The sequence below is a fragment of the Pseudomonas sp. ok272 genome (assembly GCF_900109995.1).
Taxonomy (GTDB): Bacteria; Pseudomonadota; Gammaproteobacteria; order Pseudomonadales; family Pseudomonadaceae; genus Aquipseudomonas.
On sequence record NZ_FOCB01000012.1, the window covers coordinates 157,034 to 171,753 of the forward strand.

Consider the following 14,720-nt stretch of genomic DNA (forward strand, 5'->3'; position numbering starts at 1 on the left):
CGTCAAGGAGTGAGGCCATTGACCTGGATTTCCGAGATCTCGCCGGTCGCCCTGTCGGTCACGACAATAGTCAGTGCGCCGGAGTCATCGGTGACGGAGACGATAAAAGCGTCAGTGGACAGGCTCCCGGTGTTGCCGGTGGAGATGTTGTCCAGCAACTGCCCCAGCAACCGCGACTGCAGTTGACTGGTGAAGCGTTCAAGGGCTGAGGCCCCGGTCGGCGTAATGCGGGGCTTGATATCGGGATCGTCGTAGTCGTTCTGCGATTGAGCGTTGTTGAGCAACCAGGTACCGTTCAGCGGGTTACCACCGAAAGACGGGTTGATGGGTGTGTAGACCAGCTCCGTGGCCTGGACCCAACCGCAACTTCCCAGGCAGAGCAACCAGAGGCAGGCGCGCTGCGAACGTTTTTTTGTTTTCATAACTCGTCCCTCTCAAGGTCCGTGGTGTCTTGCAACAAAGTTTCCAGCTTGCTCTGGACAATCTGTCCGCGAACCCAGTCGGCGGCTTCATAGGCCTCCTCCTTGAGTTCCACAGTGTTGGGGGCCAGAAAACGCCGGTACACCAGGCGTTGTTGATATTCCACAGTGACCAGACTGCCCCAGCGAGCTGAGGGACGTTCGCGCACGACCAGGTTGAAATCCATCGGGCTGGTGGCCCGCAGGCGTTCGCTGAAGGCGTAGTAAAAGTCGTGGCCGATATGGGAGATCGTGTCATCGACGATAAAACCGAGCATTTCTTCATCCGCCCTGACCGAAGCGGGCGGGAGCAACAGGAGCAGGGTCAGGCCCACGGCGATCCGCCAGCAGCGGTTCATGGCTGCCCCTCCTGCAGGCCGCCGGGCTGCCCTTTGGCCCGGCCGGAACTCCCCTCCAGAAAGGCTTTCTCGGCAACAAACTGCCAATCCTTGTAGCTGGCCATGCCGTCGAAGTCCGACCATTGACTGGGGAAGCCCGCCTGCTTGAGCGGCGTGTCAGTCGATGAGCTGCTGACGCCGGTGATACGCCCGTCAAAACCGCGCTGCAAGCTCCATTCAGCGCCACCTATGGGGTCTGGATAGAGCTGGCGGATATGATGTTTGGCCGTGGGGAAACGCTCGTCCTGCAACAGGTCCTCCAACGCCTTCGGGTACTGGGCCAGGCCAGGCGAGGCGCGGTAATAGCTGCGCAGCGCCTGGGCATACTGAGTGCCGACCCAGAGCAGTTGGCGCTCGCGGTCCCGGCGCGACGCGGTCGACCACAACTCACCGGCGCTGGCCAGCCCCATGCCCATGAGCATGATCAGAAACAGCACGCCCAGGTAGGTAAAACCACCCTCGCCTGACGGTCTACCACTCGGAGTAAAGGCTGCCATCGCGCGCCCTCCCTGTGGCTCCGCTCTTGATATCAGCCACTGCGCCCGGCACACCGTCGGGAGGCGCGACCATCACCCAGGTGTCCTCGCGTTCGGCAATCGGGTCCATGGGCGGGTTGCGCAGGTAGCGTTGTTCCACCAGTTGTTCGAGGGAATCGGGATAGTGCCCGGTGTCGCCGTAGTAGTGATCGAGCGCTTCGCGCATCGCCGACAGGCTCTGACGTAGGGTCGTTTCCCTGGACGCTTCGAGGCTGTTGAAGTAGCGCGGCAGAGCGATGGTCATCAGGGTGGCAATGATTGCCATGACCACCATCAATTCGAGCAGGGTAAAACCTTTATCCCGGCGCATGATCTCACCACTCCCGGTACGCGATGCCGTTGAGCCCTTTGCCCCGGGCCTTGGAGTAAACGTCGAACACGTCCTCACCTTCACGCGGGCTTTGCGCCGGACTGTCGTAGGCGCGCAGTCCCCAGCCACCCTCGTCATCGCGCTTGACGGATGTCAGCGGGTCATGAGGCACGCGCCGCAAAAAGTAGAACTTGGCCCCCTTGGCGCTGCGCACGTCACGTACGCCGTCCACCAGCACTTGCAGGTTGGGCGGGTAGCCGCTGCTATTGAGCGACTTCTCGATGTAGCCGGCATCGAATGCACGCTTGTAGGCGTCGATGGCATCGCGGAGTTGGTACAGGGCGCTGCGCAGCTCCTGTTCCTTGCCCCGGCGTACCACGGTCTCGGTCAACGGCGCCGCCATGCCGGCCAGCAGACCGATCAGTGCCAGCGTCACGACGACTTCGATCAGGGTAAAACCACGTTGCGAGGCGTCCATGATCAAGGCTTCTCGACGACAACATGGGCGGTGCTCGCCACGGGCGCACTGAAGGCTTCGGTGCGAATCGCCGTACTCATCGAGCGATCAGGCGCCTGAATGTGCATGCTGGTTTCAGTGCCCGTCGGGAACTCCATGTCCGAAGGGCTCTGGTACGGCAGGTTACGTACGATTCTTGGGGTGATCGAGAGCACCAGCTCCGACTTGCCGACGGTGTCCTTGTTACTCCCGAACAGTCGACCCAGCACTGGAATGTCACCCAGGCCGGGGATCTTGTTGCCGGTGGCGCCATGGTCGTTGCGTACCAGCCCAGCAAGAATCTGAGTTTCGCCGTCGTGCAGGCGCAGCGTGGTCTGGGCGTTGCGAGTGTCAACCTGGACCGGAATCGTGCCTTGGCGGGTTGGCGTCAATGGCGTGGCGTTACTGACTTCCAGGGCAATCTTGATCGCTACTTCGTTGTTCAGGTGCACGGTGGGCTGCACTTCGAGTTTCAGGCCGACATCGAGGTAAGTAACGCTTTCAGTGATGACCGGGCCCTGGGTCGAGGGCACCGACGTGGCACTGATGATGGGGACGCGCTGACCAATGTGGATGCGTGCCTGCTCCCGGTTGCTGACGCGAATCACCGGACTGGCCAGTGTGTTGATGTCGTTGTCCTGGACGTTGATCTTGGCTTGTGGAGACGGCGAGATAGAGATTCGGCTGGAGTCGATGCCTCTGAGTTGATCAAGCACAGTGACTTCTCCACCGGCACTGTTCAGGACCCCAAAGGTACTGGGCCATTGCAGGCCAAGGTCGAGAATACGCTGGCGGGCTACTTCCATGACCTCCACTTCCAGCACCACTTCCGGGTTGGATTGGTCCTGGGACTGCAGGAGCTTTTCCGCCATGCGAATGGCGTCTTCACTATCACGCATGGTCAAGGTGTTCAGGCGTTCATCGACGAACACGTCGCGGGTCTTGAGCATGGTCTTGATCATGTTCAACGCGGTATTGGCGTCGATGCTGGTCAGGTAGAAGGTCCGCATCACCAGCTCTTGATAATCCTTGAGCTTCTGCGGTGAGTCCGGGTAAATCAGCAAGGTGTTTTCGTTCACTACTTTCTGGTGCAACTGGTTCTGTTGCAGCAGCAAGGCCACCGCGTCTTCGATGCGCACATCTCGCACGAAGATGGTGGCTTTCATATCCGGGCGCAGGTCTTTATCGAAGATGAAATTTAACCCGGCGACCTGGGACAGCACCTCGAAAATAGTCTTGAGGTTGGCATCGCGAAACTCCAGGGTCACCGGCCGGTCGAGACGTGTACGCAGTTGCGGGTATTGCACGACATTGCGGCTCTGTACGAGACGAATGCTGCCTTGCAACTCCAAGGCGCCTTCATTTTTCGGGTCCAGCTCGAGAATCTGTTTGACCTGGCGGTCGGCACCATAGATATCACCGCGCCGCAGGTCGCCACGGGCCAGTTCCAGCTTCTCATCCATGCTGCGCAGGTAGTCGAGTTGGCGCAGGGCGTCCTGGGCACGACGGTTGTTGGGTTCGATCGTCAATACCCGGCTATAAGCCATGCGTGCTGAGGCAAAGCTGCGCTGGCTGCGGTCCTGATCGCCCTCGGTCAACAGTGCCGTGATCGCACGGGCCCGGCCAGTGTTCAACGCCAGGTGCAATTCGGTATCGCGAGGATTCTCCCGCAGGCCTTCCTCAAGCCGGGCCAGCCCAGCTTCATACTGGCCAGCCTCGATCAAGTCAGTCGCTTCCTTATTGGCCACCTGCGCGGAGCTGCACGCAGCCAGTGCTGCGCACAGGCCAAGGCTCATCATTAAACGGGATCGGTTCATTGCGTGCTCCCTACAGACAGTGTCTGGGACAAATGCAGAGGCAGGTAGACGAAGCTCAGTTCCACATCGGAAATGCTGTCGATCCGCCATGTTTCGTCGATCACGTCACCTTTACGCACGACGTATATTTTTTCACCGTCCTGCAAGAACACCTGTAAATCTCGCCGGTCTTCGAGGCGGCCGACAAACTGAAAAGGCATGGGTGGTGCGGTGGGGGCTGGTACAACCGGGGTGATGTAGGCGGGTTGTTCCGTGACCGTGGCGAGGACCGCAGCAGGTTTCCAGCTACGGGCGGAGAACAGATCGCCGACCGGGCTCAGATCGCGAATCGCTGCGGTTTTGCCTGTGTCCGAAGTACCGGGCAAGGCACCTTGCGGCGTGTTTTTGGCTGGGCTGGCGACGACGGCAAGCCCATCGTCGCCCTCCTCTGCAGACTGGAAGTATTCAGGCACCCAGGTCAGCGCTGCGGCCACGCTGAAGAATGCAACCCAGCTCACTGCGCGCTTGATATTCATCATGACCTCGACAGATAGAGGGTCATCCGGATCCGCCCGGTCAGGTCGGTGTCGGCGATTTTCTTGCGTTGAAACTCAACGTCTTCCACCACCACGGCGGGCAACTGCCCGAGCAACGCGTGGAGGAACCGACGCAGCTGCGGGTAGCTGCCGCGTACCGGCAACAGAATCTGATAACGCGCCAGGTGGGTTTTGGGGTCGATGCCCAAAGAGTACTCGCCCCGCGCCAGGGTGATGTGCTCCTGGGTGGCCAGTGCATAAATCTTGTCGATGGCCACCGTTGCCTGTGGCTGGGAGGGTAATTTGCTGTGGAAGTCATCGAGCTGACGTTGCGGTCCGGTGGGCGCCGCCACGCTGCCGTCTTCAACACGGGCCAGGTATTCGCCCGCTTCACGGGTTTGTTGACTGAGCTGTTGCAGGGCGTGCCAGTCCGGCATCAAGCCAACCAGGCCATACACCAGCGCACCCAACACCAGTGTCACGCCGGCCAGTGCGGGAATGCCCAGGCCTTTCAGGTATTCATGGACGATCAGTCTAGGGATTTGCATCGCCAATCTCCCAGGTAGCCGACAGATTGAATAGCACGGGGTGTTCCGGCACGTTTGCGGCGATTTCGTGGCTCAGCAGTGAGACATCTGACAGCTCGTCACTCGCCTCGAGGCGCTGGTGAAAGTCGAGCATGGCCTCCAGATCGCGCGCTTCAGCAGTGATTCGTACCTGGCCTTTACGTGCGTCCGGGGTGAGGGTCAGCAAGGCAATGTTGTCGCGCGGCAAGCTTTCGAGGGTGGCAAACAGACGCTCCCACGGGCGGCGCAACTGCTGGGAGACTTTGCGCATCTCTGCGAGGTTCTGCGCCTGTTCGCGAGTTTGCGCCGGCGTCAGGCTGACCTTGGCTCCGCTGTTGCCGGTGAGCACGCGCTGGGTGGTCTGCAAATCACCTTGCTGTTGTTGGGCCTGGCTGTTGAGGTGCTGCTGCCCGACAAGACAGCCCAGAGCCAGCAACAAGCCGACTGCCAACAGGCTCCAGCCCAAAGGCCCCGAACGGCGCCGAGGTTGAAAATCGAGTTTGAGTGCGCGCATGTCAGGCCACCGCCCGGGACATGACGTACAGGCTGTCACGTACGCCGGTCCGGTCTTCATCCATGGCACAGATCCGCACACCCTCCATCTCGGGCAGCGCGTCGAGACGGGCTGGCGCATGCAGGTAAATGCTCAAGGGGCGGTCGTTGCTGGACGCTTGCAACTGGATTTCTCGGCCGATCAACGCGTTCAACGCCACATCGTTGTCGCTGCTGCCCACCGAACGCACGGCACTCCAGCGCCCCTCCCGTGCCAAGAGCAGCACGCTGCGAACCGGCTCAGCCACGACAAACAGAAAATCACCGGCCGGCAAGCTTTTATCGAAGTAGTTAAACGCAACCATCAAGTACGGCTGGACCGAACACAGACGCAGGCTGCGGCCATTGGCCAGACTGCGCAAACGATCCAGCAGTGCTAGCGGCAGCGCTGCGGCAATCCGATCGTGACCCGCTGGCTCAGCCGACAGAACCAGGCTCCAGGCTTGGCTCGGCGCGCCGTACAGGTCCTCAAGGCACAATGTGGCGAACCCCAGCAGTTCATCCGGGGTGTTGATCTGTTCGCTCCATGGCACCAGACAAAAGCGGCTGAAATGCCCGGATATCACCACGCTCAATTGAGCACCGGGTGCAGTGTGTTCGCCCAGAAGGCGGTCGAGGGTTTCCAGCGCCACCGCCCAGCCATGGAAGCCTTCGTCAATAAAACCGATGCTGCTCAGCCATTGGGTTTCGCTGCCGCGGCGCTGGCCCAGACCGACACCGCTGGCGCCGAGCACGGCGATATAACGATCACGAGATAAAAGTGACACGATTGATCTCCTCGAGCGTGGTCCGCCCTTGCAGCACCAGTTCCAGCGCTGACTCACGCAGCAGGCGCAAGCCACGGCTACAGGCCAAGGCCTTGATTTTTGCAACAGGCTGGCGCTCGACGATCATCTGCCGCAGTTCGTCGTCCAGGTGCAGCAATTCGGCAATCGCCGTCCGTCCGCGATAGCCGGTGCCACGGCAATGGCCACAGCCCTTGCCGTGGACAAAGTGGTAGTGAGCAACCTGATCCGGGGCGAGCCCGGAGAGTTGCAGTTCATCGGCACTGGGCTGATGAGGCGCGCAGCAAGTCGCACAAACCAGGCGAATCAACCGCTGGGCGAGCACCGCGTTGAGGGCCGAGACCAGGCTGTAGGGGTCAATTTCCATCTGGGTAAAACGGCCGATCACGTCGAATACGTTGTTGGCGTGAATGGTGGTGAACACCAGATGACCGGTGAGTGCCGATTGCACGGCGATCTGCGCGGTATCTGGGTCACGAATTTCACCGACCATGATCTTGTCGGGGTCATGGCGCAGGATCGAGCGCAGGCCACGGGCGAAGGTAAGGCCCTTCTTCTCGTTTACCGGGATTTGCAGGACCCCCGGCAGTTGATATTCCACCGGATCTTCAATGGTGATGATCTTGTCCACGCCATGGTTGATCTCGGTGATCATCGCGTAGAGGGTGGTGGTCTTGCCGCTGCCGGTGGGCCCGGTGACGAGCACCATGCCGTACGGCTCGGCTGCCAGGCGCCGTAGTTGACGCAAGGTTTCATCGGCAAAACCAAGGGCCTGCAACTGAACGCCGTTGACTTTGTCGGCCAGGTCCTGCTTGTCCAGCACCCGCAATACAGCGTCCTCACCAAATATGCTCGGCATGATCGACACCCGAAAGTCTATCTGCCGGCCACTGATACCGATCTTGAAGCGACCATCCTGAGGGACGCGCTTTTCGCCAATATCCAACTCGGCCATGACCTTGACCCGGGAAATCACCTGCTCGGCGAACTCGCTGCCCTGGATTTTGCTGATGTTGTTCAGTACCCCGTCAATCCGGTACTTGATCACCAGACCATTGCCGGTGGTACCCAGGTGGATATCACTGGCGTGCATTTTCAGCGCGTCATAGAGGGTCGAGTTGACCAGCTTAACGACGACGCTGGCGTCTTCACTGATGCTGGTCAGGGACAGGCTCTGCAGGTTGTCGCGCTCGACATGTGTATCGGCCTGGGCATTGAGCGATTCCACGGCATGAAAGCTCTCTTCATGCCGGGCCAAATAGGCCTTGAGGTCATCGGCATGCACCAGGTACAGCGGTGCACCGTGCAGACAATCATCGATCCAGGCTAGGCGTGCGGTATCGAAGGGATCGGCGAACACGCCAATGACCATTTCGTCATGGCGCAGCAGCATGAATTCGCGCTTGAGGCATTGGGCCAGGGTGACCCGATCGAATACCGGGGTAGCCCGGAACAGAGTATCGGTGTCCAGAACGGGGTAGTGCAGCGTGACGCCGAGGCATTCGATGAAGGCCATGGGGCCCAATTCGCAGAGCACCCCAAGGGCTTCGAGCACCCGCTCGCCGGAGGTGACGGAACGAGCGCGGGCCTGGGCGAGTTGTTCACTGGAAAAACGAAGCGGTACGCAGTCCGGTAGCGCCGGTTCAACGGCAAGGGATAGACGGTCCATGACTTGCTCTCCAACGCCGGGGGCTTTGAGCCCTGTCGACGCGGCGAGCCAGTGCGGCCAAAGGCGCAATGTCCTGTCGCGTCACGACTTCCCGGTGAGCACGTGTTCGTCGTCCGGGGCTACGGACGCCGGAGTTCGTCGGCGATCCGCCAGCACCCAACTGCCGTCGTACAGCTGCAGCGGGAAGCTATCAGTCTTGCTCTGGCGTCGTTCGACGAATCCTTCGGAGCGGCTCGCCGCGGTCTGGTGTTCGTGTCTTATCCCTAAAAGGTCATTGACTGCACGGGCCAGCTCCGCCAGTGGAAACGGCTTGAACAGGATATGACTGACTCCTAGCGTTCGGGCCCGATCACACACTTCAGTGGTGGGGTGCCCGGTAATCAGTACAAAGTGACACTTCCTGCTCTGGCGAACGGCATCGAGAACGTCAAAACCTTCCATATCGGGCAAGCGGTAATCGAACACCATCACATCGGGTGCAAAACCCTCGGCTACACCAATGGCTTTGGCACCTTCGTGCGCTATCCGGACTTCCAGCCCTTGCGCCTGCAGATAATCCTGGAGGTTTTGTGCAAGCAGCTGTTCATCTTCAACAACCAGTACTTTGTTCAACAAGGTGGACTCCTTGTAACTGCAGGTCCGAGTGTCGAGCCTGACGGAGTGCGCGCCCTACTTAGGCTTGAGCACACTTCATGCCAAGCCCCGCGGCGGCTTTAAGACTATTACAGGCCATTGATATTCATTGAAAACATCCCCTTCCCCCGCCCCCCCAAAGACGGGGCACACACGGGTATGGCTTGAAGTTTTTCCCCACTATTGGGGGCCAGGCTTCAATCGTCATCAATCCGTTCGATGCGATTACGCGACCGTAACTGTGCCAAGGCCTGGTTGCGCGCCTGCGTCTGTTGCTGACGCGCAAGGTAAGTGCGAACCATTGCAAATCCCTGTTCCTCTGTGACATTGGCTCCCTCCATTCGGTTCTGTAGATAGATCAGATGCCATCCCACCGTCGTGCGTACCGGTTGGCTGATGTCGCCAGGGGCCATGGCAAAAGCCGCTGCATCGAACTCAGGAAGCATGCGCCCCTTTGGAAAATAGCCCAGATATCCGCCGGTGCTGGCAGAAGCATCCTCGGAGCGGTTTGTGGCAACATTGGCAAAGTCGGCTCCCTGGGTAATTTCTCGACGAATCGCCAACAACCGTAGCCGTGCAGCCTCAACCGTGGCGGCATCGGCATCCTGAGTCACTTTAATCAGGATATGCCGGGCCTGTACTTGCTCCGGCTGATTCATCTCGGCGCGGTGCTCCTCATAGAAGGCACGGACTTGCTGGTCATTCGGCGCGGCGACCATCGTCAGTTCGCTATACACTTGCAGCGCCGCCAGTTCGCGTCGGGTGTACTCGGTAAAACTGGCCTCGTCGAAACCGGCGTCGTTGAGCCGACGGGCAAACACTTGGGCCCCGCCCATCGCCTGGCGTGTCTGCTCGACTTGCGCACTCACTGCCGCATCGCTGATCACCACCCCGCGCTTAACGGCTTCCTGCCAGAGCAATTCCTTGTCAATCAATGCGTCCAGCGCCTTTCGCCGCAACTGCTGGTAGGCCTTGGGGTTTCGAATGCTGCCCACTGACCTCCCCTGATCCTCCAGGTATTCGGCGAAATAGCGCTCAAGGCGAAATGCGGAAATTTCTTCGCCATTGACGCGTGCCACGGCGGGCTCATTGCCGCACCACGCGACAGGCACCCAGAGGGTCAGCAGCATTAACCAATGATTGAGCTTCATGAGCAGGCTCCGGTCAGGGCATCGCCGCAATGGGTTTATAAGGGGCCACCAGGTAAAAACGCTGATCCGGCAGTTCCAGAGTGACGACATGGGCGCCGCTCAAGCCCAGGCGGCGACCAGGACCGAAGCTGATCAGCGGCGTCAGACCAGTGGCGAAATCATGCAGCCCCTCCAGGGCACTGATCAGCTTTTCGCGGCTGGTATCCCTTCCCGACTGCTTCATGCCTTCGTTGAACAGCAGCATCGAGCTGAAGGCGCCCACTTGCACAAAGGCATGCTCGCTGCCAATCCCTTGGGCTTTGCGGACCTGAGTCAACGCCAGGCTTCCAGCGTGCGTCCAGTCACTGGGCACGAAGGGATAGGCGAGAAATACCCGTCGAGAAAAGTCCGCGGGAACCTGCAACAGATCGCCTGCCACCTGATTCGCCGTGGCAAACAGATAAGGCACCTGCCCCGCCGCCTGCAAACGGCTGGCCAGACGACTGAAACCGCCGTCACTGCCCAGGTAAAACACCGAGCGGGAATCGGGCAGGAGGTCCTCCTGCGCCGGGGCGGCCGGATCGTAGGTGTGCAACCGTACGTTTTTCCAGGCATGGGCCTGCAGGTATTGGCCCAGGCCTTGCGCGGCCAGTTGTTGGCCGGGTGCGTTGGGGTAAATGATCAACGTCGGCCCCGACAGCACCTGAAGGTTATGAGTGGCGTAGTCGGCCAGCGCAATCAGTTGCTCGCGCAGGCCCGACAAGGGGTCGAAAATCTGCCGGCTGGGCTGGGTCGTGCCGAGCAACGACAGCGCACCGATCAACGGAATACCGGCCTGTTCCAGGCGCGGCGCAAGCTCGGCGTCGAGTGCCGGGACCAGCGGCGCAATCAACGCGAAGACCTGTTGCTCATCAATCAGGCGGCCCAGCGCCTGCTCTGCACTGGCGCGATCCGGGCCGGGATCGAGGATGGCCAGGCGTAATTGCCGGCCATGAATACCGCCGGCCTGGTTGATTCTCGCCACACTGCCCTTGAGTACCGCTGCAATCGTGGCGCCTTCCTCCGCCAGCGGCCCTTGGCTGGGCAGTAAAGTGCCCAGGTGCACACTATTGGTATCGAGACCAGGGTCACGATCATCGGTCACACGCTTGAGGTATGCCGTGAGATTGCGCACATCGTCCGGCGACAGGGCGAACCGCGGCATGGCCGTGTCAAGCCGATTGCCGGCGGGGTCATGGCCCTCTTGAATAGCCAGGGCCAGCGTGCCATCGGAATACGCGGGATAGCTGCGCCCATTAACGTGCTGTTGACCGTGGATACTGCTGAGCCGTGACCAGTTCAGCGCTGGCGGTCGTACGCCACCCTCCGGGCGCCCGAGCCCATCGGCGCCATGACAGTTGGCGCACGGCAGGCTAGTCGCGGGCAACAACATCCCGGAGACGCCGACCCGGGCCATGATCGGTTCTGCGCTCACCGAAACCCCTTCACGGTACAGCCGCTTGCCGGCACTTTCACTGGGGGTCAGTGGCAATGCCTGGGCACAGGCAAGTACGCCACCAAACAACAACATGCCAAGGGCCAGAGCGGTGTTCATGGCGCGCGCTCAGCGACCGGCCACAGGCATTGTCAGCAACAGCAAGCGCTGGGCAATGGCGGCGGCCGGGGCATCGGGGCGGATCTTGCTCCAGCGCTTGTTGGCCACATCACCGACAATCAGCTGCGTGGAGTGTTGCTCGGGGGTGGGCACGATCTGGCCGATGCGTCCCAGCACCCGTTCGATCTGCGCCTTGTCACCGGTCAAAAAAAGCCAGTGGGGGTCATCGACTCCTTGTTTCAAGGTGTAAGCCTTGAGCACCGCCGGAGTGTCGCGCAGCGGATCACTGGTAAGGGAAATGAAGGTAATACCGTTGGCCTTGTCGCCCAGGACTTCACGAACCTCCTTGAGCTTGCGGGTAATCAGCGGGCAGGCATCGTTGCAATGGGTGAATATCACGTTCAGCAGCACTACACGGTTGTGCAAGGCGTCGCTGTAGAAACGCAAAGTCTCGCCGTTCTGGTCCTGCAAGAGTGTGTCAGTGAACCAGGTTTTGGCATCGCGGGTGCCGGTCGGTTGTGCCGTGGCGCCAACCGTCGCGGACTCCTCAGGGACAGAGAGCTCATGCCCTACGTGGGCAACCGCCACCGCACTGAAAAAGCAGGCGCAGAAACTCAGGGCAATCCAGTCGAACGCTTTCATGGCTGTTGCTCCATCGCAATCGAGGTGTGTCTGGCGTGGCGGTTGCGCTGGTTGCTGAGCCTCTCCACTTCATGGATCAGCACCACCGGATCGGTAAAACCGTAATAACGGGTCCAGTGCCGGCTATTGCCATCGCCCACCAGAATCAGCGGTGCGTGACTTTTGAAGTCGCCGCTGAAAGCCCCCAATCCCTTGAGCGTTTCATTGACCGACTGAGTCGAGCCCGTCAGCCAGCTCCAGCCCGGACCATTCTGGAAGGAACGGGCGTAATCATTCAGGCGCCTGGCATCGTCACGCTGCGGGTCGATGCTGATGGAGACCAACTGCACTTCGCCACCGACCCTCGCGCCCAGTTGTTTCTGGACCTTGCCCATGATCGAGGACACTACCGGGCAGACGGTGGTGCAACTGGTGTAGATGAAGCTCATGACCACGATTTTGTTGGCCACCAGGTCAGGCTCCAGATACACCGCCTTGCCGTTCTGATCTTCCAGCGTGACATCGGCAAACTTGACCTCGGTCGACTGGGACCGGGTGGTGACAGCCCCCGTCTCATGGCCGGCATGTTCATCCGCCGAATGGGCAAGCGCCTGACCGACACCACAGGGCAGCAGGCAGAAGGTCAGCACACCACAATGTAAAAATCGATTCATGTCGATGTTCTCTTCAGTGGGTAGCGCCGGGGTTAACCCGGACACTGGCAAAAATCGTGTCATCGAAGCGCGCGCCAAGGGATGCGGCGCGCACATGCAGATACCAGGCACCGGGCTGATCGAGGATCAGGGGGACTTGGTAGACACCGTCCCCTGTTTCCTGCGCCGTCACGGTTTGCACCCTTGAAGACGGAGCGCGGAAGTAGCGCACCTGAACATCCTTGACCCCGCTGCGGCGGTTTTTTTGCTTGCCCTGGACGATGCGAAAACGCACGAGGTAAGGCGTACCCAGGGCTGTCGTAGCGGTATCAAGCATGAATTCGACCTTCGGCAGGCCCGGTAGATGGGCGACATTCGTGGCCGGTTCAACCACTGCCGTGAAGCAATGGATGATGCTGGGCTGGTTGAGCAGGAAGGCCACATCGTAATGTCCGGCCGGCGGCAACTTGATCCGCGCGCTGTAGAGGCCCGGCTCGACTTCCCGCAGACTGCGGTCGATTACCAGCGCTGCCCGCGCCACTTGTCCCCGGTTGGGGTAACCGGACATGGGAGCGTTCATGCCTTCGGCGTAGAAGTAGGTGGTGTTGTCCACCGGGTTGACCACGAACACGGCGTTGTCGTCCCGCGACACCGCCAGGCTTGAGGCCAGCGGTAAATCACCGGCCAGGCGCGGTGCCTGTGGGCCGGCTTCGAAGCCCTGGCTGATCGGCGTGCGCCCCTCCCCGAGCGAGGCGAGATTAATCATCGTGACCTTGGCCGACGCCAGGCCGCGTATGTAGGCATAGGCTTGTGTGAACACCACCTGATAGGGTTCGGCAGACACCGCTAGGTCGTGAAGCAGCGAATCATTGCCCGCATCGATGACAGAGGCCAGGTTCTCCAGCGTGTTGAGCACAATGCCAAAGCGCCCATCGGCACTGAACCCCATTGGGCCGAGTCCCTTTTTGAGCTGAATCACTTGGCGTACCGACAGGCTGACGGTGTCGATAACGGTCACCGTGCCATCCTTGCCGTCGGCGACATACACCGCTTGAGACAGTGGCGAATAGGCAACCGACAAGGGGTTGGAACCCGTCTTGAGCCGCTTGCTGAGGGTCAGGCTAGCGATATCGATGATGCTCACCGTGCCATCATCGCGGTTGCTGACAAAGGCGTAGCGGCTGTCCTTGCTGAAGGCGATCTCGTGATGGCCGGCACCGGTGGCCAAGTGTTTGAGCGGCTTGAGACTCTGTGTGTCAATGATTGTGACCCCGGACAGGTCGGCGGACTTGGCGTTGTTGCCGACCCACAGCAGGCGCTCGTCGGGTTGCAAGGCCACCCGAACCGGGTGGCTGCCTGCCGGGACCGAATCGATGAGCTTGAATTGTTCACTGTCGATGACCGCCACTTCACCGGCCTCGGGCATGGAGACGAATACCCGCTTGTTGTCCCTGGGCGTGACCCAATCCATCGGCGGCTGCTTCAAATCGATCCGCGCCAGCGTGCTGGTGATCCCTCCTACAGAAACTTGGGGGTCGACCACCGAAACACTCGCATCGCGATTCATCACCATCAGGAAGTAACTGTTGAGATCGAGCAACGGCCGCGCGCCGATGCTCGACTTGAGAAACACCCCGACCCGCGACTTGCAACTGCGCTCGCGCCCCTGGGCCAGGTCAGCGGCAACGGCTTGGGGGTCGAGCCAGGCACCCGGCGACACACCGGCCAGCGGTTGACCGGACGTCGTGTCGGTCACCCGAAAGCGCACATCGGCAAACTCACCTTCACGCAGCATCGCGTCCTTGGCCAAGGGCTGCAGCCGAAGCTCGACCGAAACACCGTCTCGTACCAGCCTCTGTCCGCCCTCGCCCAGCGGCGCTTCAGAGGCCCGCAGACTTGCCCCTTGGACGATCAGCGCTGCACCGACCAGGCCTACCCTCACAGCGACCCCAATAGCTTTTCTCATCGTCTCTCCCCCCATCAAATA

At 60.5% G+C, this 14,720-nt stretch carries 17 protein-coding genes; all 17 read right to left on the reverse strand.

Annotation, left to right across the window (positions count from 1 at the left end; all coding sequences use genetic code 11):
* Positions 1 to 2: 2 nt before the first annotated feature.
* Positions 3 to 422 (reverse strand): curli assembly protein CsgF, encoded by a 420-nt coding sequence (locus tag BMW74_RS17995; RefSeq protein WP_093424505.1) that lies wholly within the window; start codon positions 420 to 422, stop codon positions 3 to 5.
* Positions 419 to 817 carry a curli production assembly/transport protein CsgE gene (gene csgE / locus BMW74_RS18000; protein ID WP_093424508.1) on the reverse strand — a complete coding sequence of 133 codons (399 nt, stop codon included), beginning with the start codon at positions 815 to 817 and terminating at the stop codon, positions 419 to 421. The genes BMW74_RS17995 and csgE overlap by 4 nt, the downstream gene beginning before the upstream one ends.
* Positions 814 to 1,353 carry a type II secretion system protein gene (locus BMW74_RS18005; RefSeq protein WP_093424511.1) on the reverse strand — a complete coding sequence of 180 codons (540 nt, stop codon included), beginning with the start codon at positions 1,351 to 1,353 and terminating at the stop codon, positions 814 to 816. Before BMW74_RS18005 ends, csgE begins: the two co-directional genes overlap by 4 nt.
* Positions 1,328 to 1,702: a type II secretion system protein gene (locus tag BMW74_RS18010; RefSeq protein WP_093424514.1), complete on the reverse strand. Its 375-nt coding sequence runs from the start codon at positions 1,700 to 1,702 to the stop codon at positions 1,328 to 1,330. Before BMW74_RS18010 ends, BMW74_RS18005 begins: the two co-directional genes overlap by 26 nt.
* A gap of 4 nt (positions 1,703 to 1,706) precedes the next feature.
* The gene (locus tag BMW74_RS18015; RefSeq protein ID WP_093424516.1) at positions 1,707 to 2,180 is read right to left on the reverse strand and encodes a type II secretion system protein; all 474 of its coding nucleotides are present in this window, start codon (positions 2,178 to 2,180) and stop codon (positions 1,707 to 1,709) included.
* Positions 2,181 to 2,182: 2 nt separating this feature from the next.
* The gene (locus tag BMW74_RS18020) at positions 2,183 to 4,015 is read right to left on the reverse strand and encodes a secretin N-terminal domain-containing protein (RefSeq protein ID WP_093424519.1); all 1,833 of its coding nucleotides are present in this window, start codon (positions 4,013 to 4,015) and stop codon (positions 2,183 to 2,185) included.
* The gene (locus BMW74_RS18025) at positions 4,012 to 4,530 is read right to left on the reverse strand and encodes a hypothetical protein (protein WP_093424522.1); all 519 of its coding nucleotides are present in this window, start codon (positions 4,528 to 4,530) and stop codon (positions 4,012 to 4,014) included. Before BMW74_RS18025 ends, BMW74_RS18020 begins: the two co-directional genes overlap by 4 nt.
* Positions 4,530 to 5,078, reverse strand: coding sequence for a GspMb/PilO family protein (locus BMW74_RS18030; protein ID WP_093424526.1), 549 nt, complete (start codon positions 5,076 to 5,078; stop codon positions 4,530 to 4,532). The genes BMW74_RS18025 and BMW74_RS18030 overlap by 1 nt, the downstream gene beginning before the upstream one ends.
* Positions 5,065 to 5,610 carry a pilus assembly protein gene (locus BMW74_RS18035; protein WP_093424533.1) on the reverse strand — a complete coding sequence of 182 codons (546 nt, stop codon included), beginning with the start codon at positions 5,608 to 5,610 and terminating at the stop codon, positions 5,065 to 5,067. Before BMW74_RS18035 ends, BMW74_RS18030 begins: the two co-directional genes overlap by 14 nt.
* Position 5,611: 1 nt before the next feature.
* On the reverse strand, positions 5,612 to 6,415 hold the full coding sequence (locus BMW74_RS18040; protein WP_093424536.1) for a hypothetical protein: 804 nt from the start codon (positions 6,413 to 6,415) through the stop codon (positions 5,612 to 5,614).
* Positions 6,396 to 8,102, reverse strand: coding sequence for a GspE/PulE family protein (locus BMW74_RS18045; protein WP_093424539.1), 1,707 nt, complete (start codon positions 8,100 to 8,102; stop codon positions 6,396 to 6,398). Before BMW74_RS18045 ends, BMW74_RS18040 begins: the two co-directional genes overlap by 20 nt.
* Before the next feature lie 81 nt (positions 8,103 to 8,183).
* Positions 8,184 to 8,717 carry a response regulator gene (locus BMW74_RS18050; RefSeq protein WP_093424542.1) on the reverse strand — a complete coding sequence of 178 codons (534 nt, stop codon included), beginning with the start codon at positions 8,715 to 8,717 and terminating at the stop codon, positions 8,184 to 8,186.
* A 215-nt stretch (positions 8,718 to 8,932) separates the two neighbouring features.
* Entirely contained in the window at positions 8,933 to 9,886 is a 954-nt protein-coding gene (locus BMW74_RS18055) for a peptidylprolyl isomerase (RefSeq protein WP_093424546.1), read from the reverse strand.
* Positions 9,887 to 9,899: 13 nt separating this feature from the next.
* The gene (locus BMW74_RS18060; protein WP_093424549.1) at positions 9,900 to 11,459 is read right to left on the reverse strand and encodes a cytochrome c/ABC transporter substrate-binding protein; all 1,560 of its coding nucleotides are present in this window, start codon (positions 11,457 to 11,459) and stop codon (positions 9,900 to 9,902) included.
* Between the two features lie 9 nt (positions 11,460 to 11,468).
* Positions 11,469 to 12,101: an SCO family protein gene (locus BMW74_RS18065; protein ID WP_093424554.1), complete on the reverse strand. Its 633-nt coding sequence runs from the start codon at positions 12,099 to 12,101 to the stop codon at positions 11,469 to 11,471.
* Entirely contained in the window at positions 12,098 to 12,754 is a 657-nt protein-coding gene (locus BMW74_RS18070) for an SCO family protein (RefSeq protein WP_093424559.1), read from the reverse strand. The genes BMW74_RS18065 and BMW74_RS18070 overlap by 4 nt, the downstream gene beginning before the upstream one ends.
* A 13-nt stretch (positions 12,755 to 12,767) precedes the next feature.
* The gene (locus BMW74_RS18075; protein WP_093424562.1) at positions 12,768 to 14,699 is read right to left on the reverse strand and encodes a cytochrome D1 domain-containing protein; all 1,932 of its coding nucleotides are present in this window, start codon (positions 14,697 to 14,699) and stop codon (positions 12,768 to 12,770) included.
* Positions 14,700 to 14,720 lie beyond the last annotated feature (21 nt).

Excerpts from the sequence above, each read along its gene's own strand:
- BMW74_RS18055 (WP_093424546.1), bottom strand. The coding sequence starts at position 9,886 with ATGAAGCTCAATCATTGGTTAATGCTGCTGACCCTCTGGGTGCCTGTC.
- BMW74_RS18005 (WP_093424511.1), bottom strand. The coding sequence starts at position 1,353 with ATGGCAGCCTTTACTCCGAGTGGTAGACCGTCAGGCGAGGGTGGTTTT.
- BMW74_RS18025 (WP_093424522.1), bottom strand. The coding sequence starts at position 4,530 with ATGAATATCAAGCGCGCAGTGAGCTGGGTTGCATTCTTCAGCGTGGCC.
- csgE (WP_093424508.1), bottom strand. The coding sequence starts at position 817 with ATGAACCGCTGCTGGCGGATCGCCGTGGGCCTGACCCTGCTCCTGTTG.
- BMW74_RS18060 (WP_093424549.1), bottom strand. The coding sequence starts at position 11,459 with ATGAACACCGCTCTGGCCCTTGGCATGTTGTTGTTTGGTGGCGTACTT.
- BMW74_RS18030 (WP_093424526.1), bottom strand. The coding sequence starts at position 5,078 with ATGCAAATCCCTAGACTGATCGTCCATGAATACCTGAAAGGCCTGGGC.
- BMW74_RS18020 (WP_093424519.1), bottom strand. The coding sequence starts at position 4,015 with ATGAACCGATCCCGTTTAATGATGAGCCTTGGCCTGTGCGCAGCACTG.
- BMW74_RS18010 (WP_093424514.1), bottom strand. The coding sequence starts at position 1,702 with ATGCGCCGGGATAAAGGTTTTACCCTGCTCGAATTGATGGTGGTCATG.
- BMW74_RS18075 (WP_093424562.1), bottom strand. The coding sequence starts at position 14,699 with ATGAGAAAAGCTATTGGGGTCGCTGTGAGGGTAGGCCTGGTCGGTGCA.
- BMW74_RS18070 (WP_093424559.1), bottom strand. The coding sequence starts at position 12,754 with ATGAATCGATTTTTACATTGTGGTGTGCTGACCTTCTGCCTGCTGCCC.
- BMW74_RS18045 (WP_093424539.1), bottom strand. The coding sequence starts at position 8,102 with ATGGACCGTCTATCCCTTGCCGTTGAACCGGCGCTACCGGACTGCGTA.
- BMW74_RS18035 (WP_093424533.1), bottom strand. The coding sequence starts at position 5,610 with ATGCGCGCACTCAAACTCGATTTTCAACCTCGGCGCCGTTCGGGGCCT.
- BMW74_RS17995 (WP_093424505.1), bottom strand. The coding sequence starts at position 422 with ATGAAAACAAAAAAACGTTCGCAGCGCGCCTGCCTCTGGTTGCTCTGC.
- BMW74_RS18065 (WP_093424554.1), bottom strand. The coding sequence starts at position 12,101 with ATGAAAGCGTTCGACTGGATTGCCCTGAGTTTCTGCGCCTGCTTTTTC.
- BMW74_RS18015 (WP_093424516.1), bottom strand. The coding sequence starts at position 2,180 with ATGGACGCCTCGCAACGTGGTTTTACCCTGATCGAAGTCGTCGTGACG.